A 23,313-nucleotide genomic window follows, 5' to 3' on the forward strand; every position below is an offset into this window, starting at 1 on the left:
ACTGCCCAAGCACTAGCAACTATCCATCCCTAACCTAGTTCACGATATTATCTCCGTAAGGAATTGCGCAGAGTGTGACACATCCCCAATATCAATAACCCCAAGAATCGTATTCCGTATCGTAAAGCTGGCAGAGCAGCACTCAATCCAACAAATGTCAGAACATCAGTCTGTGAAAACACAAGCGGCAAAGCTCATTGCTTCAAAAGTTGGCAATTATCCCAATATAGAGGGGGAATAAAGAGGGTAAAATGGGAAGAGTTGATGATTATACCATCTGAGTTAAAAAATACTGTCCAGAGTGAGTCAATATTTATTTTTTTCACATCAACCATCCAATTCGGATATTTAATAGGCCCGATGATAAAGCCTACAACTGAATGAATAAATAGAAAACATAGGAAAGGCGAATAAATTATTGAATTAGCTACAAACCTCTCATGCAATTCGTCATGGATTAGTTGAGCCATTTTCAAAAAGGACTACGTAGTAGCTAAGGATCTGCAAAGCGAACAAGATAAGGATTTTCTTGGTACTTTTGGTGAAAATTGAAAGTGATTTTTTCCAGTGTAGAAACTAGTGGCCACCCTTTACGTGACCACTCTCATTTCAAACCATTAATTGGCTAAGCATTGTACCATGGGGGGACGATCCACTGCCCAAAGTACCAGTTACGAGGTACAAGCGCTCCGTAACCCTGCCCTAAGCGGTCAGGCTTGTTAATGGTGGGGTTCATTGCCCACCCCTCTGCCAGAGTAACCTTGACACCATTGATTGTACACATCGCTATAAACTCTCTAAATCCCTGCAAGCTTTGAATGACCACCTCACGGCGAGCAGGAGTAAATGCAATAAGAGGCAAATCGATGTCATTTACAAATGGGCGTGCTGCTTCGTCACTATGCCAGAGTACATTTCTTCTCGGGAATGGTCCCCAATGCCCTCCCCCAGTTCTTGGGGTGTGGACATTAGAGATTAAAGAGTTGACTGTCTGGCTTACTTCATAGATACGGTTAGTGATGTTACCAAGCTTTGTACCCTGCCCTTGAGTTGTAAAATTTCTTTCTAAATGGGTTTCGATATGCTGACGCTGCGACCAAGCTTGCATGGTACCAAGAACACGACGGTCATCTCCGTACCTATCATATTTTTTAGCACCCTGCTTAAATGGCCAAATAGCAAATAGATCATAGTCTCCCGTAATGGCATTAAGTGGATGTTCATTTCGGAACTGCCGATGTTCGACAGGATTAGTCATCGCCAGCAGCGGTTCGTACATATCTTTGTATTTAGTGTCATATTGAACAACAATATTCCCACGCTCCTGGATAAAACCCGACTGCCTACTCTTTTCCTTATCAACATAAACTCCCCACATATCCCCTAAACATGTACCAACTTTGATAAGTGAGTAATGGAAAATAATACCGCTAGGATGACTGGCTACCCCTTCATAGCGATCATCCGTTTTTCTTATAACGTTAATTTTCCCATTGCGGATGAGCCAATCAACCCTGTCTTGATGTAAACGAAGAGGCGTTGTTGATGCAGTCCAGCCCGCAACAGAGTGTGTGTCGGTGAAAGCCTCATGATGTTGATCTCGGTTATACCCCGCCTTTCCCATACCGTGTTTATTTAATCGAGGGTCGAGCAAAACAAAACCGGCCATAGGCCCCCAGTCACAAGACTTACCATGAATTCTAAAGCCTTTGGTGTCATATCCTTGCTCAAGTAACTGAGTACAGGTTGGTCCTGTTGCACGCACAATGATGACGCAGCGGTGCGATGCTGCAGTAACTTTAAAAGCCTCTGCATGGGTGGCTGGGCAGCCTATAAGATTTTCACGTAATATAGCATTGTTAAATATAAGTTCCATACGTCAGCTTCCTGCTTGAAGGCTACTAATGATATATTTTGAATTGAATATTCTTGAGGTAAATGATAGAAATATTAATACTCAGAGTCAGTGCTTAGTACATTTATTCCATAGTGAAAAATCCTTATCGCCGATAAGGCGCCACTAAATGGCGTCATCATGTCTTCACTGAACTTTCAGAAATCTCTCGGGTTACTCATAAGCTCTCCAACCGTAAATGTCAGAGTGAAGCAGGTAGGGCTCACCAGGACTCTACCGATCATTCCTAGCGACAATATCGATTCTTAGGCTGATATGTTTTGCAACCTTACTTCTCCAGCTTGGGGGCTATCCACTGCCTGTCTCACACTGAAGACACAGGTATCTTATCCACCATCTAAGAGGATTGCTTTAGATTTTCACCCACTCTTTTTAGAATTTAGCCGTTATTTCAGTTTTTTTTACTGTCTGATCTGGAGCATTTCGAACAAGGACAAAAGAGCACTCAGTATCATGAGTGCCTATTTAATAAGGAGGGTGACAAAGATACCGGCAGGTCACTCTCTAGTCTGACAGCGCATCTAGAAATGATGTCATCTACTATTGACCAGCCCCATCTCTTTCATTTTGACTACAAACAAGGGAGTCGGTAACGATTTTAGGAAGACCTTCGCCAAGGTTAACTGAAAGCGCCAAAAAAATAGTTTACCAAACCCTATTGGTGTAAGCTTTAACCTCCCAACTGTTCCTGAACTGAACCCATCCAGACATATAAGCATGCCGATAATATGCATCAAAAAAGTCGAAGAAATCATCTCTCGTTGCAAATCGATATTCACCATAGTTAGGATCAAAGAAAAGAGCCCCAATATCTGAATTCACCCTATCATCCGCCACCCAGGCAGCAATGGCATGTCCGGCCCGCGCTCCTGAAAAAGAAATATATGCATAAGCATCCTTCAAGCGGCGCAGTGCATTCACTAAGCTTACATTAATCGGAGGAACAGCTCGAAGTGGCGGGGCTGGCTGTCCGGGCCGTATAACGACCATATTATTAAGCGCCTCATCAATGGAGCTGTTGCACCAGCGTATCTCCTTATGTAACCCATGGTTTATAAGCCAATTTTCAATATTTATGCACTGACGCCCATTTCCATGAGTCCAAGTATGGAAATCCCTTCCCACCTTTATCAGCTCACCAACATTTAAGGATCGATAAGTACGTACAGAAAACAGACCCAACTGATGAATTCTGGGTGTCAACCCTAATTTTGCCGGCAGACTTTTGCCATCTTTTGCATTTGACTTTATCCAGTGTGCGGCTAATGCCGCACAAATTCCAAATGCACCAAACCTAAAGTAGAAAATATAGGTGCGAGGCGATGACTGTGAAAACCCCCAGGTTTTCACACCATTATTCCGCCTGGCAATTCTATTAACCCCCATGTCACTCTTACTCCCTGTCTCAATTAACTTTTTTCAGAAACCCTAATACTGCAATCACATACAAACCAAGAAAGACTTAACTTAAATCCATCATGCATAAAGCCATTTGTATACTTTACCCAAAATCTCAAATGTCTACTTTCAATTTTGGGCATTTATTTTTAACTTTTCTAAATTGAGCAGGCAGTGAGTACTGGCGTACAAGGGGGAAACTTCACAGGATAGAAACATCAGGCAATAAACTACCATTTTATAGATGTGGTGTTCGTTTAAGAGTTTCCTTAGATTTGATAAAGGATAAGCAACCTAAAGATATCACTCAATCTATGCAAAGCCTTCGCACAACAGTAAAAGTAGGCACTTTAGTTACCCTGATGTCTGAGCCATATCAGAAAATAAAGAGGGAGTGGCCGTAAGCTATAGAATAGTTGGGCCAGATGAGTTTGATGTAAAGGCCGATATAATTTCCATGGAATCTCCCTTGGCTCGTTCGCTGCTAAGGTGTAGGCCTGATGATGAGATGGGTATTCATCTGAGGAAAAATGGCAGACTTATTTTATTATTGAAATCCGTTACGAAGAGTAGAGATAAGTTCCTTCAAACCATAAGAAAAAGAGCGGCTCAAGTACAAGGGAGCTACTAGATTTAGAAACAAAAAAAGGCTTATTTCCCTTGAAATAAGCCTTTGAAGCTTAATTATTCATCTATTTTCTAGAGGCTGTTGTAGTACTGAATCACACCAACCGTTTTCCCACTGGCAAAGGCAGACTGAACTTGATCTGAACTCATGCCAATTGTCAAATCTGCATCGTTCACATTAAGATCAAGATACAAGCTTCCCGCCTGGGAGTAGGCATCGTCCCATTCAGTAATCGCATCATTAAGATCATTGATTACCGCTGTGTAGTTAGCCCCTTCTTCATCTGCAATGGCAGTCTGAATATCACTAACAGCTGCTGCTACATCATTTTCAAGGGTTTGCCACTCCTGCAAAACAGCTTGCAGATTTTCTTCAACTTGCTGAGTTTCGTCCGCTAGCTGGCCAAAACTTTGTGACAACATTTGAAGAGTAGAAACATCTGCAGTAACCAGATCCATTTCGGCTTGCTTATCCTGGATACTCTTTTGATCTGCGACGATTTTAGCGGCATCCAAAGCAATAAAGGTGGTTGCTACCGCAGCTACTGGTCCCATAACGAACCAAGTCAGTAATCCTTCTGGGAAAGCCACAATAGAGGCTACTGTTCCCAGGGAGATAGCTGTAGCATCTGCGATACCAAGCGCCACTATACTGGCGGTCAGGGATTTGATATCTGCCTGTAAATTTTTGATATCGTTCTTTAAGTCAGCAATTTTTTGCTCATCAGCCTGAGCATCCTGAACAGACTTATCGGCAATTGACTGCAATTGAGACGCCATATCGGGCAGTTTATCTTGGAATCCTTGAATAGCCTGAATTGCTCCACTAATAAAGGTAGAAACAAGGCCCAATTGAGACGTTATCGAGTTCAGATCATTCTTCAAGATGTTAAGAGCCGAAGTATTACTAGGGTCACTCTCAAGTGTATTCGCCTGGGTTAAGGCATCCTGCAATAATTCGCTGATAATACCGTTGTAGCTTTGTACTTCACCGGGTACATCCAAGAGCCTGGCCAGTACATTATTCACCCAATCAAGCGCATCTGAATTGGCCTGAGTGTAAGCCGCGACAAAGTCGCTCCAATCCGGCGGATTTTGATTTAAGGTAGGCAAGCTTGAGGACAAAACACTGGTCACCAGAGTGTTTATCGCAACGACATTCTGCTTATAAGTATTCTGGGTATCGCGAATGGACTGAGCACTACGATTAAAAGCTTTTGCCAGTGAAAGTTTTACCACTACTGGGCTAGTACTTTTTTCCGCCACCAAATCTACGTCATCACTTACCTGTGACATATTTATTTCTCTCTTAATGATTATCTAAGATGAAACCTGAGACCTCCAAGAAAAAAACCTTGACTTAGGCGCCACCCAATATAGCAAGGTTTACAGTACATCAATATGCCAACACTTATAATGAATCGAAAATATAAATTTCTTTATATTCACATCGCTAATAAAGAGCACGGCGCCAAGCAATCCAACATTAAACTGGCCGCCCTATTCGATAAAAAAAGGATAGATTCACCTAGGGGCATGCTTTAGGGGGAGCACTCAATATTCGAGCTGACAAAGCTACGACCATTCACTCCATTAAACTAAACTACACAAAATTTTCGTTAGGCAACGGGAGATGTAACCAAAAGCTACTTTGACCATGACAGCACTTCAGAAATCTAAAGCTTGATTAAACCGTTCCTAAATTTATATAAAGCTCTTTCCTCATCGTAATTGAGACGCCGGCGAGAAACGGCTAAACAACAGAGTATATTCAGCAGCGGCAGCAAGAAAGTATATATAGAAATACCACCCAAACTGACCCAAAGAGAAACAATCAGCCCGCAGAACAACCCGGGAATAAGACGATACTTCACTGTCACCGGCCTTCCCATAAATTTAACTAAGATCCCCGCAACAAAACCAGGAATAACATAGACGTACAAGGGAATAATCCCTCTGGCAAAAGATAGCGCGATCAAGATCCCTAAAGTTCCCAGCAGAACGGCAAATAGTGAAAGCAACAGGCTTTGCTCTTTTAACAAGCGGCTGATCAGTGTGTGACTCGGACTAACCTCCAGATCACTTTGTGGGCTTTTATAATCTTCATTCATTTTGATTGATGCATCACATTTAAAAAATCAGTCTGGATTATAAAGGACATTTTCGCTACAGCACAAAGATAAGCCTTTACTCCACCAATAGTCATTATACTTTCTTTAGCCATGGGCTGGATACAGAGCCCTTAAATCTAGCCTCTTGTTCTAGGGTCTGATATTGGCGGAATAAAGACCAACATCTTTACAACTAATAAACCAAATATCCCTTTGAGAATACGAGTTTGTAGCAATTTACTATCATTACTACCGGGCCAAATAGAAAGGATTGCACTCCCGCCATTAGTGAATATTAAGCCTACCCCGCCTCCAGGAGGCATAGATGCCAATGGCCAATGATCATCACAACACTCTCACCGACTCTTTAAAGCGCGCCCGGTTTGACTTGCTACCGACCTATTCCACGCATCGGATAGAGTTATTGCGACTCTTTCGTGAGACCTTAGCGCTACAACAGCCAATCCTGTCTCGATCTTGGAAACAGCTGGAGGCGCAGGCGCGCTTGTGTATGGGATTGGGCTATGCAGAATATCGCAACCTCCAAAGCCAACTGGAAAGTACAGCCCAAATCGACAACCTGCATCATCGTTTGGGTTCAGAGTTCCTTTTTGTACTCCGCGGTATTGCTATCAGTGGCGATCGGGATCAGTGGGTTAAAAATCTTAAGGAGCGACTTCGTAACAAAGACCCCGCTGAACACTTGAACACACTGCTCGCAAAGGCGGAAGAACTGACCGGAAATAAACTCTCTGAACAGACGCTTACACGTTTACGCAAAAAAATTACCGGTTTGGACGAAAGGCTAGACCTGCAGAAATCCATGGTTGTCCTAGCCAATGGAAAGACAAAAAACATCGACCTGTTGAAGCCTTTCCTTCCAGAAAACGAGACCTCAATGGCCGTGCGGGTAAACAGCACTGCGAATGCCGTCATTATGTGTCTGTGCCGAGGACTGCAGGGCCTGGTACACGCTCAATTCAATATTGCCCTAAAAACAGACATCTCCAGTGCCGAGTTTTCCAAACAGAATATCCCCACGATTAAGGCAATTACAGAGAGCTTTGCCAATCAGCTCACAATGGGGCAAAAACGTATTTATAGCGCCCTGCTTTTAAGTGAACCCCAAAGAATTACCCAGGCATGCCTAATATTTGCCGGTGATATTGAAAGTCAGCTACCCCAATTCGTAGGAGCTCAGGCTGTCATACACAATGCCATCGAAGAATTATTGCAACGCGGCAGTGGTGGCTTGGCGGAAAAGCTTGGGGATCTCGCAGTTGATGCGCACTTTCTCACCCGCTCCGCCATCGCAAGCCATGCCGCCTGTTATCGTCTTGCCATCGGCTGCAGAGATTTCAATACCGATAAAGATATAAAAGCCCTTCTGAAAAATATTCCCTCTCTGGCTTTCTCTACACCCCTGCCCAACGGCAAAGATGTAGAGCTATCGAGGCTTGAGAACAGCTCGGAGGGAGAGTTTGTTGAAATCAGAGGCTTTGTCGAAGAAGTCAGTTCACCTCCCCAGGAGGGCGGTATGCTACTCAGTCATCTTGTATTGAGGGACCCTTCCAGTAATGCCTTGGCAAATGCCGTGGTGCGCTTTGCGCACCTACCCCATGCCGGCGTCTGCCAGGGGGCTTTTTGCAGGCTCAGCGGCACCTACCGGGAACACTCAAGCTTACTTGATGGCAAAGCCGCCGTTGAGGTCGACACTCTGGCCCTGGCCGAGATCGCTGAGTCCAGTTTTGAGATCTGTTTCTTGAGGCTCGCCAGCCGCTGGTTCCACCCATGGCGCAGTAATACCAACCTTTACTGGTCTCTCGGTGCTCACAAAACCGAAGAGGACTCCGAAGCCACCCTGGGTGCCGGAGAATTGCTTTTCACGCCCCTAATTCGTCAGTAGGAGAGCGACCATGCCACCAGATGATGGATGTATGACGGAGCTGGATAGTGTCCACGACCAGATTGCGGAATTAGAAGTGCTGCTGGCAATGGCACAGCTGGCAAAAGCGGAGTGGCACGCCGCCAAAGAAGCCGTACGTGCTGAGTGCCTGGAAACGGCGATACCCAATCTGCCCAACTTGCATCAAAAAGATGAATTGGATTTTCCCATAGAGCCTATGGACCACGCGGTAGCCGAATGTATAGAAAACCACCCAGATGTGCTTGAAGCCTGGGACCTGTTCGAACAGGTAGCCTTGGAGCTCGAAATTGAACTGGAAGTGGCCCATGCACTACTCGACGAATACAAAGCCTGCTCTCACGCGCTTGTTTGAAGAGTCATCAGCAGGCCAATGACTACCATGCGGTTTATCGCCAACCTGCGCCGACAGACGTTGGAAGCCTTTGCCAATCACAAGGTTAACGCCGGAGGCTATCTCCTCTCTGCGCACCGAATTACCACCCCCAATCTACAAATGGCTGCAGAGGTTCGCCGCCGAGAGCTGCCTCTCTTTGCCGATAACGGCACCAAACTATTGATTGACACGGTTATTTCCCAGTTCTCCAAAGAAGCCCGCCAAGTGACCCAGCGGGTAAAGGCCCTACGCCGTCAGTTGGGACACCTACCCCGCGGCCGTGAAGTCCCAAAAGATTTACGCATACTGGCAGATACACTGGCAGAGAGAGTGCTGGCCATTTGTAGTGGGCACTCAAATACCATCGACACCGAAACATTGCTGCAACGCCAGTTGTTAATGAACCCCACCCATCTGATCGCCCAGGAAGATTTCGCCACAACTTGCCTGGTGGCTCTCGATCTGGAGCGGGAAATTACCGATTGGCGGCCGAAGCGTATCGCCGCGCGCAATCGCCAAAGCCTGAAGCTGTGGAAGAAAGTTGCTGAACACCCTCTGTGCCAGGAATTGAATGTTTATGCGGTGCTAAGCGCCATGGATTACAACACTGGCCGAGAGGCTGGCCGACTGGCTGCAGAAGCCGGGTCGGATTCCGCAGCCATAGGCTTGGCCGGAATTTGTGGCGATTTGAATGCAACCGATTTCTATGTACTCGGTCGAGCCTCATTCAAACTGGCCCGGCCGGTTCCCCGCCGCTATGTGCGGCTGGCACAAGTACTAAAAGGCATCGCAGATGGCTACCATGATGGCAATAGACCTCTGGAGAGGTTCCACTGCCTGGGTCTCGGCGCTCCATCATTACTGCCCATTGCCGCAGCCGCCCTACCGGTAAATACCCAGATCACTGCAGATGCCACCAGTCCAATTCATGCCGCTGCCAAAGACCGCGTGCTCTACGACCCGGAAAGTTTTGGTGACCGGGCAACGACCAGGGAAATCGTTGAGCGAATCCTACATGGAGGTGACTGGCCCTTCCTCAGTCCATTTACCCAGACTTTTAAGCAGCGTTTTGGACACGACCCCGAAATCGCCAGAAACTGGTGGGAAGCCCAAGGGCAACCCTCTATCAACAGGAAAATCTTACAACAACCCAGCGATCTCACCGCGGCACTGCCGCTATTCTGCGAGGCAGATCCACTCATTCGCCCTATAGCTCGGGATACCTGGATCGCACACAATCACTGGGTTCTGGGCGAGTTAACCGAAGGCCGCAGTGGCCCGCAGAGACGAGAACTGGCCCACCGCATTATTGATCACTGGCTGGAAGGGCCGGAGACTATCACCAGCCGAGGCCTGGCAATCGCAAAAGAAATCCTTTTGCGATAGAAACTTTCTAATTGGGCACCGCCAATACCATCGCCCTACATCGGCCAATTATTACGGGCAGAGAAATAAATTCTTTTTTGAATCCCGTCGACAAAAAAATTACCGCGCATGGATTTTTTGTCATCTCAAATTCCATCAATCGAGATCCAATCGAGTGGCGACAACTTTTTACTCTATACCGAAAAAATAATAACCAAAGAAATCAGGCACAGATGCGCTGTTCAGTACCAGCGCCGTTAATCATTTCTAGAATCGCAGTCCGCCCATCAACAATTAAACTTATCTCGAATACGTTTTTGTACCAATTAGATATCTCAAAAATTCACCTTTTAAAAATAAAAATGAAACGTGGCATTACAAACCCCACGAAAATAAATCACCACCGATAAATATCTCAAAAATGAGAAATATGCAGCCCGCCTGATCGACAATGCAATCCATTGCGGCAGAAATTACCTAGCGCGCCGCTGCCAAGGTTCCTCTAATAGCTAAGTGGCACACTTATAGTGTTTTCACTCAATAACCATAAACAAAAAAGGAACACGTACTGATGAAAGTACCAGTAGTAGGAATGCTGTACCCGATTTTATTGGGATTAACGATTCAAGCAGCAAGCGCGGTCGCGCAGTCTTTTGATGAGGGGGCCTATACCGAGCGACAACTGCAATACATTGATGAGGGGGTATCCTCTACAAGTGACCTGGCGCTGGTTTTACAAGCCTATACCGGTGAACCGCTTAACTGGGAGGCACTCAACCAAAATCTGGATGTTGTACGCAATGGGGGCAAAGAAAAATCGGATTTTACCCTCACCCGGCTGATTCGAATCCTGTATTTCCGTCCAGAGATCAAGGATGAACTCTTAGCGGCACTTGATGGGTTTCACTTCTGGTTCAAGGAGAGCGGAACCGGTGATCATATTTTCGCCTCCGAGAATCATATGATCATGTACACCTCGGCACAGTACCTGCTGCAGGAGAAGTACGGGGTCTTTGCCGATGACAGAACCTACAGGCGTCTAAAGCGGTATCTGGAGGTGAAAAATCAATATGGGTTCTACGAATTTTACTCACCCAACTACTACCCCTACACCCTCTCAGCCCTCCTCAATCTGGTGGATTTCGCGGAAGATGCTGAAATCCGCAACCTGGCCAGCGGGGCCGCGCAGCGTTTGCTCCAGGACATCCTTTTAGTCACCAATGATGAAGGGGCCTTTTACTCCGCTTTTGGACGCGGTAACGACGGCTACCGCGAGATGTGTGTCGATGCAAATATCAACCGCATCATCTATCTGCTGACCGGACTGGGAACTGAGAAGGCCAAGACGCTTAGCCCTGCCGGGGTAATGCTGGCCACCTCTGGACTGGAAATCCCTGACAAAGTGTACGAGTACTTCGGCAAAAACGTGAACAGAAACTACTCCGTGGGCCACTCACTGTCCGAGGCGCGTAACAGTATCTATGCCGATTTGCCTCGCGAAGAGCGCGTGCCTTTTTACTGGAGCCAGGGTGCCTACTTCCACCCGGATATAGCCGCCGATAGTGCTTGGTTTATCAGCAAATACCAACTGCACGACTACCCAGGGTTGCAGGCCTTTGACCAATTCCTCGGCCTGTCAGAAGCTGCAGCCCCCGCCGCCGCCAAGGCCGGCGCTGTATTTAGTCGCAGTTCAGTACTCTCGGGCGCCAACTTCTCCATCTATAAGGATGGCGGCGCAATGATGCACTCCATTCAAAGCTACTGGCCCGGCCGCCAGGGCTATCAGCAGAATGCCTGGATCGCCACCACTGGCACCCAGCCTGTCTGGACCAAAGTTGGAGACGCCAGCAGCAGCGGCGTTATGCAAAATGACCACCTGCCCAAAATCAAACAGGTAAACAATGTCGCGGTAATTCAGTACAACCCCTACCCGGCTATCGAACTGTTCCACTCCGGCGGCTCCGATGTCGCCCTGCACTGGCCTAGCGGCTTTGATCAAGAAAAACGCAGCGGCAACTGGAAATTCGGCAAGGAAGGCGATGGCTACATCGCCGTGCGCTACCCCTGCGGCAATGGCGATTCCAATACCGTTAGCTGCGGCTGGAACGAGCAGACCTGGGTGGTGATTATGGGCAGTGAGCAACGTTACGGCAGCTTCGAAGCCTTTAGCCAAAAAGTGCTCAATGAAGTGAGCTACGATGCCGACTGGGAATGGCAGGGCTCCTTCTGGAAAGGCACACTGAAATATGTGTACGACTCAGATGTGAAGTTTGACGGGACCGATATCAGCTTGACCTGGTAAGCGTGCCATTTTTTTAGCTATGGGGAGGGACTTCGCCCTCCCCGTTTTCTATTAGCTGAAGAGGAGAACTCCCCCACCCTCTGGCCCTTAAAAGTCATGGATGCTGAATAGACGTACAGAGAGGCAGTCACAGCGTGCCCCAAGAGCGGCTGTTTTTTCTCCATCCATTAAGTCATTAGGAGCGATTTATTCAGCCCCATCCAGCCGATACCAATACTCGGCAAGATAACCCCGCGCATCCTCGTGCAAAATCTGTCGAACAACCTCCGGCTCGGCATTGTTACAGCGCCACTCAAACACCGTCGCCCGCCCGGTAACCGCAGCGGGGATCGCCTCCGCTGTGGGGTTGCTTTCACAGTAAGTCACCATCGCCTCGCTGGGCTCTCGCGAAATATCCGCCTTTTCCGTACAGGGCAGGTTGGCACCCACAAAACAGGCGTAGACTGCCCCATCCATACAGCGCCAGAAGGTGCCCCCGGCAACCCAGTCCACCGGGGCATCATCGGCAATACCCGCCGCCTTGCGGATACCCGATAAAACCATCTGCGGTTTTGCCGGGCCGATATAGGGCTCCTGCGGTTGATCCACATTTTTTACAGCCGCGCAGTAGCGCACAGGATCATTAAATGCGCCCAGATATTGCCCCTTATCCTGCTCGGCGCTTACCAAACTCGTACTGAGACAAAGTGAGAGGGTAAGACCATGAACAATGTACGCCATTCTTCGAAACATTTTTTAACCCGCTTAAAGATAAATAGGCAAAAGACAGAGCCCCAGAGTTATAAGCTATCACTGAAAATAAAGAACCAAATAAAATAAGTTACTTATACGACCTCCGTAAAAAAATGGAAGAACCCCAAAACTGTCAATAGTGGACTTATCTCGGCGATCCTTTCCACAATATAGTAAAGAGAGTATTCACTTCAGGAACACTAGATTGCCCACAAAAGTGTCATACTCACCCTTGACGTCAACCGACAGCTAAATCACCATCTCCTCAATCTACTAGGCCAACATAACTACAACGAGAAATTCATTCGATTAACACATCGAGTCTTGCCCTAGTGGAAAAGCATTAAATGCAAACTGCATTCTATGGCAAATTTCATCCTGACGGATAACTCGCCTCAACCACATAACCGCACATAATTTGTTCGAACACATGGAATTAATTAACACAGAAGGGAAAACCCAAATAGGGGAAGCAAGCTGGGTCTCAAATGCCCTGCAAAAGGCTAACACTCTCTGGCAGAAAGCCAACCCTCAAGTTGAGGGCAAGATATTTAGCGATGTACAGGATTCCAACGGGTTCCAGTATGTAGACTTGGTGATGGAGGGTGGCGGCATGCTGGGGATTGCCCTGGTAGGCTACACCTACATCCTGGAGTTAGCCGGCATTCGCTTTCGCAAGATTGCGGGCACATCGGCCGGTGCTATCAATGCATTGTTTTTAGCCGCCGCTGGTACCCCGGGCTCACGCAAGAGTGAAAAACTCCTCGAGATTATGGCCAAGGCGGACTTTGCCAGTTTCGAAGATGGGGAGCTTTTTGCTCGTAGAACTATACAGCGCCTACTTAATGGCCGAGGATTTTTTAGTAACCTAGCCCTACACCCTTATGACTCCCTGCGTACCTTGCGGCAGCTGCTACGGGATAAAGGCCTGAATCCTGGTGATACCTTCACCTACTGGTTGCAAGACGAGTTGCGCCAGCTGGGTATCACCAATACCGCGCAGTTATACCAACGCATCAACCAGTTCCCCACGCTGTTTTACCAAGGCAATCCCGATCCCGAGGTTGGCAATGCGGAGGTGGCTCTGGTAGCCGCAGATATTACTACGGAAACCCGCGCGGTATTCCCAGCCAAAGCTCCGCTCTATTTCAGTGACCCAAATACGGTGAATCCCGCCGAATATGTGCGCGCATCGATGTCGGTACCCGGCTTCTTCAAACCCTATACGGTAAAAAATATTCCCCAGTTGGAGCAGTGCCAATCCGTTGAGGAGAACTGGCGCAACATAAAGGGCATCGGCAATCCCAGACGCTTCTTTAAGCACGGTTTTCCCCAGGAGGTGGAGTTTGTCGATGGCGGCCTGGTATCCAATTTTCCTTTTGATATTTTTCACAACCCCTACGGCACGCCCAAGCTGCCCACTTTAGGGGTCAAGCTGGAGGTAGATCACTACCAGCCCAAATCCAATACCATGGGGCGCTTTGCTATGGGGTTGATCAATACCTGCCGCAATATGCTCGATAACCATGTGCGCGCCAGCTTGAATGCTGAATACCATGCATTGGTCAAGGAAATTGCCATAGATCCAATGACGAATGGCCGCCTCCCTCACTGGTTGGATTTCTCCATGCCAGGAGAGCATTGCGAACACCTGTTTGTATCTGGAGCCAAATCCGCCATCGAATTTTTAAGTGACGGTTTTCTTTGGGAAGATTACCTGGTGCTGCGCCAGCCAGAGGCAATCTACTGCAACCAGCAGATTGCCTGAAAGCAACCGGGCCGCATAAGCGGTCCGGTTTGCGAAGGCTTCGAAATGGTTTCAGAAAGAGCGGCGGCGGTAGCTGCGGTAGTTGGCCTGCCAGAAATTACGCTTTAGGGATTTCTCCAGTTGCTCATGGCTCACTTTGGGAGCAACCCCATCAAGCTGGGCCTGGGCAGCCACAGCCCGCGCGATATCTATGCTCACCTCTCGGATATTATCCAAGTGCGGCAGAAGTGCGCCCTTGCCTTCCTTCACCACTGGCGCTTGCTCTGCCAGGGCGTTGGAGGCGGCCATCAGCATACCATCCGTCACACGTGTGGCATTGGCGGCAATCACCCCAAGACCAACGCCGGGGAAAATGTAAACATTGTTGCACTGAGCTACCGGGTGATTGCGTCCATCGATTTCCACCGCAGCAAAAGGACTGCCGGTGGCCACCAGTGCCTCCCCCTTGGTCCAGGTGTAAATCTCTGTGGGCGTCGCCTCCGCACGGGAAGTGGGATTTGATAGCGGCATGATTAGCGGGCGTTCGTGCCCCTTTTGCAAGGCCTCAATTACCTGCTGATTAAATAACCCACCCTGACCGGATACCCCGATAAGAATGCTCGGCTTTATCTGGCCAATTAGGCTTTCCAAGTCCGATTCGGCAACGCCCTCGAAGATATCCGGGGACTGCGCCAGCGCCTCCTGGAAATCGTGTAGGCCCTTCATATCCGAGGTTACCAAGCCATAGCGATCGAACATAAAAATACGTGAACGTGCATCCGCATCGCTGAGCCCTGCCTGCACCATGGCAGACACCACTTGCTCGGCAATACCACATCCGGCGGAACCCGCACCAACAATCACAACCCGCTGGGCGGTGAGTGGCTCCTGCCAGGTTTTACAAGCGGCGAGAATAGTACCCAGTGTGACAGAGGCTGTGCCCTGAATATCGTCATTGAAACAGCAGAGCTGATCCCGGTAGCGCTGTAATAGAGGCATGGCATTGGTCTGGGCAAAATCCTCAAACTGCACCAACACCTTGGGCCAGCGACGCTTCACCGCTTCAATAAACTGCTCTAAAAACTCATCGTACTCCTGCTGGGAAACACGTTCATGACGCCAGCCCATATACATAGGATCATTGAGAAGCGTACGGTTGTTGGTGCCAACATCCAGGGTTACGGGAAGCGTGTAAGCCGGGCTGATACCACCACAGGCGGTGTACAGAGACAGTTTGCCGATGGGAATTCCCATGCCACCAATGCCCTGATCGCCGAGGCCGAGGATGCGCTCACCGTCGGTAACCACAATAACCTTGACGTTTTCTTTGGTGGCACTGCGCAACATATCATCCATGTACTCGCGGTCTGGATAGGGGATAAACAGTCCGCGGTGGGTTCGATAAATATTGGAAAATTCCTCACAGGCTGCGCCAACTGTGGGGGTATAAATGATCGGCAGCATTTCATCGATATGGTGCTCAATCAGGTAAAAGAACAGGGTTTCGTTATCATCTTGAATGCCCCGCAAAAAAATGTGCTTATCCAGGTCAGTCTTACAATGCTGGTACTGGTAATAAGCCCGCCGGGCCTGCTCCTCAATGGTCTCAACATTGTTAGGCAAGAGACCCGCCAGGTTGAACTCCAGCCGCTCTTTCAAGGTGAATGCACTGCCTTTGTTCAATAGTGGCATTTCCAGCAAGGAAGGGCCGGCATGTGGAATATACAGGGGGCGCTTTTCGTTGTTGCTCATAAACCTGCTTTTAATTAGCGATGATGGACAAGATATATTGCGCAAATAGCTTTTAGTCTGACCAAATCAAGCGAAGAGAGTCAGAAATTTGCACAGACCTACCGGTCTCTTGCCAGTCTAAGGGGTTTAAAGACTACTTAGTGTCCCAAATTATAACAAGGCCCACCCTCTTTCCTTGAGAGCCTGAAAAAAATGCCTTTCAATCATGCTAGCGGATTTTCACTGCGGTTCTTAGTGTAGAATTTTCAGACAACTTTGCTTTCCTCCAGTTGGACGACGAACAGCCCATAGAGTGAAACAGAGAGGATAATAGTCTCTTGAGCCTACCTCTAAGGCCCGTAATTCCAGGGTAGTTTCATGAATTGATGCGGGAAAGCTAAAGAGAAGTCAGCGGAGGTCAAAGCCAGACATATGTTTTGGGGACGAGAACATCGCACCCTGTTGATGACATACAGGGCGTCATTTCCGAGCGGATACAAAGCAAGTTAGAGGAATCCGTATTGTTCACCCTGTCTATTTTGACGCCGGAACATGTCCATTGTGACCATACTGCCTATCTGTACGTTTGCCCACCCAGGCATCTTGAAGCGATACCCGATGATGAATACTTTTTAAGCGTTTTTGGTGGTCCGTTTTTTTAGCCGCTTATTTTTAGGCACCTATCTACTTTTAGCCGCCTCTCTGCTAACTGGACAATTAACCTTGTGAAAAGCCAGAGAGGAGGCTGATAGCCCTTTAGCCAATAGGCCCTTAGAGGCCTTAAAGAGTTATTTGATAGAGATGGCGACTCTTATCTCATTCGGGCCTACATAGTGTTCAAAGTCTGTGGTGTAAGCACGTTGGTGTGGGCATTCCGGTGAGGAGAAGTAATTCCATACTTCACCCCATAAATTGATAACCGCCTGTGGCATTTCCCCCTGAGCTGAAAACACCAAGTACTTACCAGACTCCACATGTATCGACTTAAAGTCCTCAGACATATCAATTGAAAGCAGATCCGAACAAGCATAAACATCGAACATCCCGCTATGGTCCGACTCGTAGTTAGTGTATACCCCATAAACCTGAGGGGTTCCCCTAAACTTGGGTGCTGCCTCAGCACTAAACCTTTCCCACAAAGGAGCTATCTGCGCTGTAGAGGCATCCGCCTCATTCTCATTCTTAGTCCTTGTGCAAAGCCCCACCAAATCAAAGCCTGAAATCTGTTCAACGACCATAACAGCCTCGTTATTTCCTCATTAATGATTAACTTAAAATCTATCTAGCATTTAGCAATGTTTGATAGCAACTGATCGTTACTCAAACTAAAAACCAAGAGTAGCCCCTTCCTACTCAGGAGATCTCTGCTTTGAGCCTCAAAATGAGGAAAAATTCCATAAGAATCACGTTTTGATCTAATCTGTATTTTCTGGAGCATAGTGCTTGAGAAACTGTATAGCTTCCTCACGCTGGTCCAAAGAGAAGCATCGGATATTCATATTTCTAAAAATTTTATCTTCAACTCGTATAATTTTCTGCAGCCATCGTTTATCCGTCAAAATAGCTGCTGCAGAAATATTGGAAACACCTGTATCATACAAGTACTTGAATTTTTCTATTATTGCGGCAAATTCAAACCCCTCAAAGGATTCTATTTCTTCATATATAGTAATATTTTCGTATTGCTTGCCCAGCTGCCTAGCAGCTTCTAAAGCCTCCGACACATCACTTTCAGTAATACTGCCAGACACTCTGAAAGCAAGGGCATTGGCTATACCCAGATCCAAAGCTGTTAACATCAAGACCTCCTATAAAAAAACCAAATCAAAGCAAGTAGAGAATTAAAATCTCTCACCAAAGGGTGGTGACATCTTCATTCACGCACCACTTTCTGAAAATTTATACGCACCAAGACAAACATAAAACAAATATAACCAGATGCATAAGTCCAGACAAGGAAATCATTAACCAACACAAACAATAAAACCCGGAAACCAATTAAAAATGGCAGCTGATTTGATTACAAAAATGGCACATTTCAACGCTCATTTTATATAACTTCTGAACCTGCCAGAGATGAGGTTGAACAAACTCTATGCGCTACCCTTTAAGCACAGTGGTTATAACCAACCTGCGCACTAAAGCTCGTACAAACAAACCCAAGGGACCACACGCCAAATACCAAGTAAAGCGCAACTGGGTAAGAACTTAAATAGCTATTTTATAAATTGCAATCAAGCAGACACGGTGCCATATGGTTTCAGTCAAAATGATGGGGACTCGGCCATGAATGTATTCCGCAGCGCCATCCAATTATTATTCACCATTTTTATCCTCAGTGTGGTGTCAATCACACCTCTAGCCAACTCGGAAAACGACGCCCCAATATACGCAATTGATCAAGAAAAAGAATTTGATGACTATAAGGGCCAAGAGATTATAAATAATAAGTGGATACCAAATAACAGCAAATGGTATGCAGAAAAATATGAGCGGATCATTCTTCGTGGAGTAAGGCGTACCAGCGATATTTTTCAAGTCAATGATATTATGACCACGGTCTTTGGCCCATCTTGGGCAAATATCTGGCTAAAGAATCAAAATTTTCTAAAATGCAACCCCCCTCAAGGTGCTGAATTATCTTATGCCCTCTGCTATTACTCAGGCCCCGATGTACCCACCGGGCAATCAAATGATAACCCCTCATTACCCTGTACATTATCTCCAAGTGGAAAAACCGCGAATTGTAAGTGTTACAAACTAAGCACCGAGGAGATCCCACCAAATGTACCCTACTTTGTTGATATACATGCGATTCTAAACAAGGATATCTACGAACAAACAGTAAAAGCCTGCGGTCACAGCGGCGCTAACTGTGCGCCCACCACTAGTATTGAGGCGCCCGTGTGCTCTTCAATCAATGTCAATCAGCTAATACCTGGTGCTGACATGGTGTCAGTTTATTCACCAGTCAAAAAGCTCGACTACTTCCCAGGCTCAACGTCCTGTCGAGGACTTTATGCAGGCTGTATGACTGCACCCTGTTATGAAACGGGTGAGAAAGATGCTTATGGCAATAAACTTGTTGATTGTAACTGTCCAATTTACGTAGGGCGCTACGAAATAGGTCAGGGTCTCTCTCATGGAGGAGACAACCAGATTCAGTGCCATTTACCAGGAAGGAATATTTGGTCTGCCGCACACAATCCCAGGACAAATAATCCCATTGACCCACAACCACCAGAAGGCACTTGTTTTCCAAATACACCACCTAACACCGGCTGCCCATTATTTACAGCAGGGAATGATAACGTAGATCCAAATAGCTTAATGTGTGAGGCTGTTTGTGATAGTTACAAACAGAATTCTGTAGTGGATAGATCTCAAAATGGCTATACCTGTGATGCTACCTTATGTACGGCTCTAGGTTTGGGACAGGATTTACCCTGGATGGTAAATATGGGGGATCGATTTAGACTTATAGAAAAAGCTTGTAGTGGAATCCGCGACTTTAACAATCTCAGTCTAATTAACCAAGTTGAGACATTAGCAGGCTGTAGCTGCTGTGCAAGTCAAATATGCAAATGCTCAGAAGACAACATAAATACTAAAACAAATAGAGAAATATTGAGGTTGAATATTGAACAAAGGGCCGTAGGAATCAGACCTCAATGTGATATTAATGGAACTTTATGTGGAGCACCATAAAAGAGTTTATCTAGCTCATTTTGGCAAGGCGCGACGGAGCCAGAAAAATAAAAACACAAGATCGGCAAAAGGTTCGACGCTTACGGACAAGTAGAGTACAATTAAGTTGGTGAAATAAGCTCAAACCCGCTATAGATTGATAGCATTCAAATTACAAACTATATACTACAGACTCTAACTATTAGGACAGCCTTAAAACTTCTATTTTTGCCAGGCTTAGATGGCACTGGAATATTATTTGAAAACTTAATAAAAGCACTGCCAAAGTCATTAAGGATTCAGGTAGTTTCTCTTTCAAAGCTATCTGGCAGGACTTACTATGAACAAGCAGGTTCATTAAACGAAATCACGAAAGATGATAATCTACTTTTAGTCGCGGAGTCATATTCAGGCAGGCTTGCTTATGAACTATGTAAGCTGGCTAGAAATCGTGTCAAAGGTATCATTTTTATTGCCAGCTTCATTTCCTCACCATCAATCATATCCAGATTTTCGGGGTTGCTTCCTATAAGTTTTATCAAGCCCAACTGCATCAACTACTGGGCAATCAATCATTATGGATTCAACGGCCATGCCAATAAAGAAAAAACTCAAAAGATCTTCCATTCAATTAAAATCACAGATAAAGTAAAGTTTAAATCTAGATTTAAAAATATTGCAAAAATTAACGACCCCACAGATAAGTTTAACTTGCCCGCAATCTATATTAGCCCAGACAAGGATCGCCTTGTAAGCAAGAAGGCATTAAAACAATTAGAGTCTTTATTTGATAGGCTAGAGATCATCCAGATCCCGGGCGGACACTTTATTGCACAAGCGAAGCCAATTGAATGTGCAAAAATCATAGAGCTGACTGCCAACCAATTGTCGGGAAAAACCCTTCTTTGTCAATCGGGTTGATAACTCGCACTGCTCCAAGCATTATTAATTTCATCTGCTTGTTGCTTTGCATTAAAGTTTTCCCAAATAATGCCATTGACATCTTCATCCTGGGTAAAAGCTGTAGCCTTTGGGTCCTCCCAGCCCAAATGCCTGAGAGTGCCGGGCTTGTATTTTGAATCCTTACGAATTGACAGATTTAAACTGTCAGTTCGCCACAGTGCATATTCACCAGAGACATAGGCGCAAGGTTTGCAGTTCAAGCGAGCGCTATAGTCTTGGACCGTTTCTTCAATCTTATCTGTTGAAAGTGCAATATGTAACCTTTTCATGGCTTCTACCCTAAATAAGATATCAATAAAAATATATTGCTACCATAAGCGCCGACTTCAAGCTGTTTCATTACCTTTTTCAATATTTTAAGAAGCTGACACTTGATTAGGAGAATACTTCCTCAGAATTTTTAAAAATTTTTTGGCATACTGCTACATAGGCAGCCAGTACAAATACACGATCAATAAACCAGTCAACCTAGATACTGAAATATTATTTGGTGTAGCATAGCCCATCATATCACGGTTGTTAAAAGTGATATTCCAGTTACGGATATCATCTCCCCAAATCACCAGCATACTGAGCTCTGTAAAAGAGAGTGACTAAAGCGACCACGGTGACTGGACCTGGGTTAGACCCTGTTATTGCTCCAGGTATTGATCTGGCTGTGGCACTCCAATAACCCGCCATCTGAAAAGCATGACATCACTACACAAATTTTTTGTGATCAAAAATCAGCGTAAATGCATGCAAGATAGACCTAAAAAAACTTAACGATCAATTAAAGCACAGAAGCGTTAAAGGGAACTTTCCTTGCATTCAGAAAATTTACTGCTGTTATTAACGCCAAAATATCAAACGGAGGTTAATCTTAAGAGGAATACAACAAGATTAAATTATGCTTGTCAAAGTCGTTGATAATTGCTCACTTCTGGATTCACAAATAAATAAGAACGAGGAATCAAGTAGAAAGGATTAGCCATCATTGAGCACAGGCTCTTCATATGCTTCCCTTTCCGGGCTAAGAGATTTGACCTTCGGGAAAACAACACCCCAATCTTTCGCCATATCAACCACGGTCCACCCGTGAGTCTTGGCAGCTATTAGAGCCTTATCCAGGTATCCGACGTTGGAATTACGATCATAAGCCCACTCCCTCTTACCATCGGTGTGATGGATCAGCATACCAAAGCGCGCCCCTTTGCCGGCGGTAGACCATTCCAACATCTGCAGGTCACCATCTGAGTTACCAGCTACAAAAATTGGACGATGACCAATAACCTGGCTAATACCAATGGGCTTACCTTTTCGATCATTTAAAAATTCAACTTTATCAGTCGTGATAACACGAGGACTGCCATCAGTGTTCTCATAACGCAACTTTAAACGGCTACCTATCACCTGCTCTGGTGGAATGCCATATAAATTATTTGAAAATACTCTGATAAAATCGGCGCTACCACCAGAGGAAATATAAGTTTTAAACCCCTTAGCCCGCAGATATTCCAATAGCTCTCGCATTGGCTGATAAACCATATCTTGATACGGTTTATCAGTGAGTGGATTCTTTGCAGAAGAAATCCAGGAAGTTACAACCTTATTAAACTCTGAACCGGTTACACCGACATGAGTGACGCCAACCATCTCCTCTATTCCAACTTTTCCCTGAGCTAATAAACTGGCTATATCTTCGTTAAGAATTGCGGCATAAGGCTGCTCTTTCTGCCATTCCGGGTGCTCTGGGGCTAGTCGCTTTATTTCATCTATAGCGAAAAGCAGTTGAACATAGGCAGGCTTTTCCGCCCATAGCGTACCATCGTTATCGAATACCGCGATACGTTGTTCAGGAGGAACAAAGTCTGGACTACCGTCCTTTGTAACCTTATTTATATATCCTACAATGGCAGATTTTGTCGCAGTGTTATTCCATGAGGAGAGCTCTGCACTGATACCCGTAACAACAAAGCATACATTTATCAGAGATATCAAAAGAAAAGGAATAAAATACCGTTGAAAATTAACCATTGTCGTATATTTTTCTCTATATTGAAGATCGCTACTTATGGCGCAGTATAATCTAATCTTAGCAAGCCCAGATCAGAACTCTAAAAAATCCAAGGCAACTTAAAAATTCTGAAAATATAGCTGTCAGGAGTTCCAGCCTAACAGCTCACTTTAGTCCATTGCTAATAGTGGATTGTTATGGAGATAAGAATGACACACTGGCAGCGGATGAATCTAAGGCAAAATTATTTCAGTGGCAGCCAGTGTGAACAGGGTTCTCGGCGAATTCAACTTTCTTACTGGGCACTCCCAGAATTCCAATTCTTGGAGTACTACAGCCCGCCCTATTACAGCTACCGTTCTACCAAATCGACGGCCGGATTAACGAAGTGGTCCAGCTTTATGGCTCATTCATACCAGCAAAATGTATACCGCAGGTG

18 protein-coding genes are annotated in these 23,313 nt (G+C 46.0%); 8 read left to right on the plus strand and 10 right to left on the minus strand.

Features of this window, described 5'->3' with window-relative positions:
- Positions 1-625: 625 nt before the first annotated feature.
- Positions 626-1,876, minus strand: a complete 1,251-nt coding sequence (locus LC073_RS13580; protein ID WP_226647786.1) for a CyaA/EF/ExoY family adenylyl cyclase toxin — start codon at positions 1,874-1,876, stop codon at positions 626-628.
- A gap of 684 nt (positions 1,877-2,560) precedes the next feature.
- The gene (locus tag LC073_RS21820; RefSeq protein WP_226647787.1) at positions 2,561-3,265 is read right to left on the minus strand and encodes a YopT-type cysteine protease domain-containing protein; all 705 of its coding nucleotides are present in this window, start codon (positions 3,263-3,265) and stop codon (positions 2,561-2,563) included.
- Between the two features lie 442 nt (positions 3,266-3,707).
- Between LC073_RS21820 and LC073_RS21975 the strand changes: the two genes are divergently transcribed.
- Positions 3,708-3,944, plus strand: coding sequence for a GreA/GreB family elongation factor (locus LC073_RS21975; protein WP_226647788.1), 237 nt, complete (start codon positions 3,708-3,710; stop codon positions 3,942-3,944).
- Between the two features lie 68 nt (positions 3,945-4,012).
- On the opposite strand, the gene LC073_RS13595 is transcribed toward LC073_RS21975, so the two are convergent.
- Positions 4,013-5,236 (minus strand): enterotoxin (HBL), encoded by a 1,224-nt coding sequence (locus LC073_RS13595; RefSeq protein ID WP_226647789.1) that lies wholly within the window; start codon positions 5,234-5,236, stop codon positions 4,013-4,015.
- Between the two features lie 380 nt (positions 5,237-5,616).
- Positions 5,617-6,051: a hypothetical protein gene (locus tag LC073_RS13600; protein WP_226647790.1), complete on the minus strand. Its 435-nt coding sequence runs from the start codon at positions 6,049-6,051 to the stop codon at positions 5,617-5,619.
- Between the two features lie 325 nt (positions 6,052-6,376).
- Here LC073_RS13600 and LC073_RS13605 point away from each other — a divergent pair, with 325 nt between their 5' ends.
- From LC073_RS13605 to LC073_RS13620, 4 genes are all read left to right on the plus strand, one after another.
- Positions 6,377-7,957, plus strand: a complete 1,581-nt coding sequence (locus LC073_RS13605; protein ID WP_226647791.1) for a hypothetical protein — start codon at positions 6,377-6,379, stop codon at positions 7,955-7,957.
- A 10-nt stretch (positions 7,958-7,967) separates the two neighbouring features.
- Complete coding sequence (locus tag LC073_RS13610; RefSeq protein ID WP_226647792.1) at positions 7,968-8,330, plus strand: hypothetical protein; 363 nt, start codon at positions 7,968-7,970, stop codon at positions 8,328-8,330.
- 18 nt (positions 8,331-8,348) lie between these two features.
- Positions 8,349-9,737, plus strand: coding sequence for a hypothetical protein (locus LC073_RS13615; RefSeq protein WP_226647793.1), 1,389 nt, complete (start codon positions 8,349-8,351; stop codon positions 9,735-9,737).
- Between the two features lie 550 nt (positions 9,738-10,287).
- Positions 10,288-12,018: a hypothetical protein gene (locus tag LC073_RS13620; protein WP_226647794.1), complete on the plus strand. Its 1,731-nt coding sequence runs from the start codon at positions 10,288-10,290 to the stop codon at positions 12,016-12,018.
- Between the two features lie 186 nt (positions 12,019-12,204).
- Here LC073_RS13620 and LC073_RS13625 read toward each other — a convergent pair whose 3' ends face one another.
- Positions 12,205-12,738, minus strand: a complete 534-nt coding sequence (locus LC073_RS13625; RefSeq protein WP_226647795.1) for a hypothetical protein — start codon at positions 12,736-12,738, stop codon at positions 12,205-12,207.
- Between the two features lie 442 nt (positions 12,739-13,180).
- On the opposite strand from LC073_RS13625, the gene LC073_RS13630 reads away from it, so the two are divergent.
- On the plus strand, positions 13,181-14,518 hold the full coding sequence (locus LC073_RS13630; protein WP_226647796.1) for a patatin-like phospholipase family protein: 1,338 nt from the start codon (positions 13,181-13,183) through the stop codon (positions 14,516-14,518).
- A 51-nt stretch (positions 14,519-14,569) separates the two neighbouring features.
- Here the strand turns inward: LC073_RS13630 and LC073_RS13635 are convergent, their stop codons facing one another.
- The 3 genes from LC073_RS13635 to LC073_RS13645 all read right to left on the minus strand — a co-directional run bounded on the left by LC073_RS13635 (position 14,570) and on the right by LC073_RS13645 (position 18,027).
- Positions 14,570-16,249, minus strand: a complete 1,680-nt coding sequence (locus LC073_RS13635; protein ID WP_226647797.1) for an NAD-dependent malic enzyme — start codon at positions 16,247-16,249, stop codon at positions 14,570-14,572.
- A 767-nt stretch (positions 16,250-17,016) separates the two neighbouring features.
- Positions 17,017-17,466 (minus strand): GyrI-like domain-containing protein, encoded by a 450-nt coding sequence (locus LC073_RS13640; RefSeq protein ID WP_226647798.1) that lies wholly within the window; start codon positions 17,464-17,466, stop codon positions 17,017-17,019.
- Between the two features lie 177 nt (positions 17,467-17,643).
- Positions 17,644-18,027 carry an STAS/SEC14 domain-containing protein gene (locus LC073_RS13645; RefSeq protein WP_226647799.1) on the minus strand — a complete coding sequence of 128 codons (384 nt, stop codon included), beginning with the start codon at positions 18,025-18,027 and terminating at the stop codon, positions 17,644-17,646.
- Between the two features lie 487 nt (positions 18,028-18,514).
- On the opposite strand from LC073_RS13645, the gene LC073_RS13650 reads away from it, so the two are divergent.
- Both LC073_RS13650 and LC073_RS13655 read left to right on the plus strand, forming a co-directional pair.
- Positions 18,515-19,936 (plus strand): hypothetical protein, encoded by a 1,422-nt coding sequence (locus LC073_RS13650; protein ID WP_226647800.1) that lies wholly within the window; start codon positions 18,515-18,517, stop codon positions 19,934-19,936.
- A 207-nt stretch (positions 19,937-20,143) separates the two neighbouring features.
- The gene (locus LC073_RS13655) at positions 20,144-20,836 is read left to right on the plus strand and encodes an alpha/beta fold hydrolase (protein ID WP_226647801.1); all 693 of its coding nucleotides are present in this window, start codon (positions 20,144-20,146) and stop codon (positions 20,834-20,836) included.
- On the opposite strand, the gene LC073_RS13660 is transcribed toward LC073_RS13655, so the two are convergent.
- Both LC073_RS13660 and LC073_RS13665 read right to left on the minus strand, forming a co-directional pair.
- Entirely contained in the window at positions 20,824-21,147 is a 324-nt protein-coding gene (locus tag LC073_RS13660; RefSeq protein WP_226647802.1) for a hypothetical protein, read from the minus strand. The two genes, LC073_RS13655 and LC073_RS13660, sit on opposite strands and share 13 nt — an antisense overlap.
- A gap of 697 nt (positions 21,148-21,844) precedes the next feature.
- Entirely contained in the window at positions 21,845-22,894 is a 1,050-nt protein-coding gene (locus LC073_RS13665; protein ID WP_226647803.1) for an HAD family hydrolase, read from the minus strand.
- Between the last annotated feature and the right edge of the window lie 419 nt (positions 22,895-23,313).

Origin of the sequence: Microbulbifer variabilis, assembly GCF_020524905.1 — a bacterium.
Lineage (GTDB): Bacteria > Pseudomonadota > Gammaproteobacteria > Pseudomonadales > Cellvibrionaceae > Microbulbifer > Microbulbifer variabilis_A.

What these genes read in the sequence shown, in the direction of transcription:
- LC073_RS13600 (WP_226647790.1), bottom strand. Translation starts at nt 6,051, where the DNA reads ATGAATGAAGATTATAAAAGCCCACAAAGTGATCTGGAGGTTAGTCCG.
- LC073_RS13665 (WP_226647803.1), bottom strand. Translation starts at nt 22,894, where the DNA reads ATGGTTAATTTTCAACGGTATTTTATTCCTTTTCTTTTGATATCTCTG.
- LC073_RS13610 (WP_226647792.1), top strand. Translation starts at nt 7,968, where the DNA reads ATGCCACCAGATGATGGATGTATGACGGAGCTGGATAGTGTCCACGAC.
- LC073_RS13580 (WP_226647786.1), bottom strand. Translation starts at nt 1,876, where the DNA reads ATGGAACTTATATTTAACAATGCTATATTACGTGAAAATCTTATAGGC.
- LC073_RS13640 (WP_226647798.1), bottom strand. Translation starts at nt 17,466, where the DNA reads ATGGTCGTTGAACAGATTTCAGGCTTTGATTTGGTGGGGCTTTGCACA.
- LC073_RS13660 (WP_226647802.1), bottom strand. Translation starts at nt 21,147, where the DNA reads ATGAAAAGGTTACATATTGCACTTTCAACAGATAAGATTGAAGAAACG.
- LC073_RS13645 (WP_226647799.1), bottom strand. Translation starts at nt 18,027, where the DNA reads ATGTTAACAGCTTTGGATCTGGGTATAGCCAATGCCCTTGCTTTCAGA.
- LC073_RS13615 (WP_226647793.1), top strand. Translation starts at nt 8,349, where the DNA reads ATGACTACCATGCGGTTTATCGCCAACCTGCGCCGACAGACGTTGGAA.
- LC073_RS13620 (WP_226647794.1), top strand. Translation starts at nt 10,288, where the DNA reads ATGAAAGTACCAGTAGTAGGAATGCTGTACCCGATTTTATTGGGATTA.
- LC073_RS13650 (WP_226647800.1), top strand. Translation starts at nt 18,515, where the DNA reads ATGAATGTATTCCGCAGCGCCATCCAATTATTATTCACCATTTTTATC.
- LC073_RS13635 (WP_226647797.1), bottom strand. Translation starts at nt 16,249, where the DNA reads ATGAGCAACAACGAAAAGCGCCCCCTGTATATTCCACATGCCGGCCCT.
- LC073_RS13605 (WP_226647791.1), top strand. Translation starts at nt 6,377, where the DNA reads ATGCCAATGGCCAATGATCATCACAACACTCTCACCGACTCTTTAAAG.
- LC073_RS13595 (WP_226647789.1), bottom strand. Translation starts at nt 5,236, where the DNA reads ATGTCACAGGTAAGTGATGACGTAGATTTGGTGGCGGAAAAAAGTACT.
- LC073_RS13625 (WP_226647795.1), bottom strand. Translation starts at nt 12,738, where the DNA reads ATGGCGTACATTGTTCATGGTCTTACCCTCTCACTTTGTCTCAGTACG.
- LC073_RS13630 (WP_226647796.1), top strand. Translation starts at nt 13,181, where the DNA reads ATGGAATTAATTAACACAGAAGGGAAAACCCAAATAGGGGAAGCAAGC.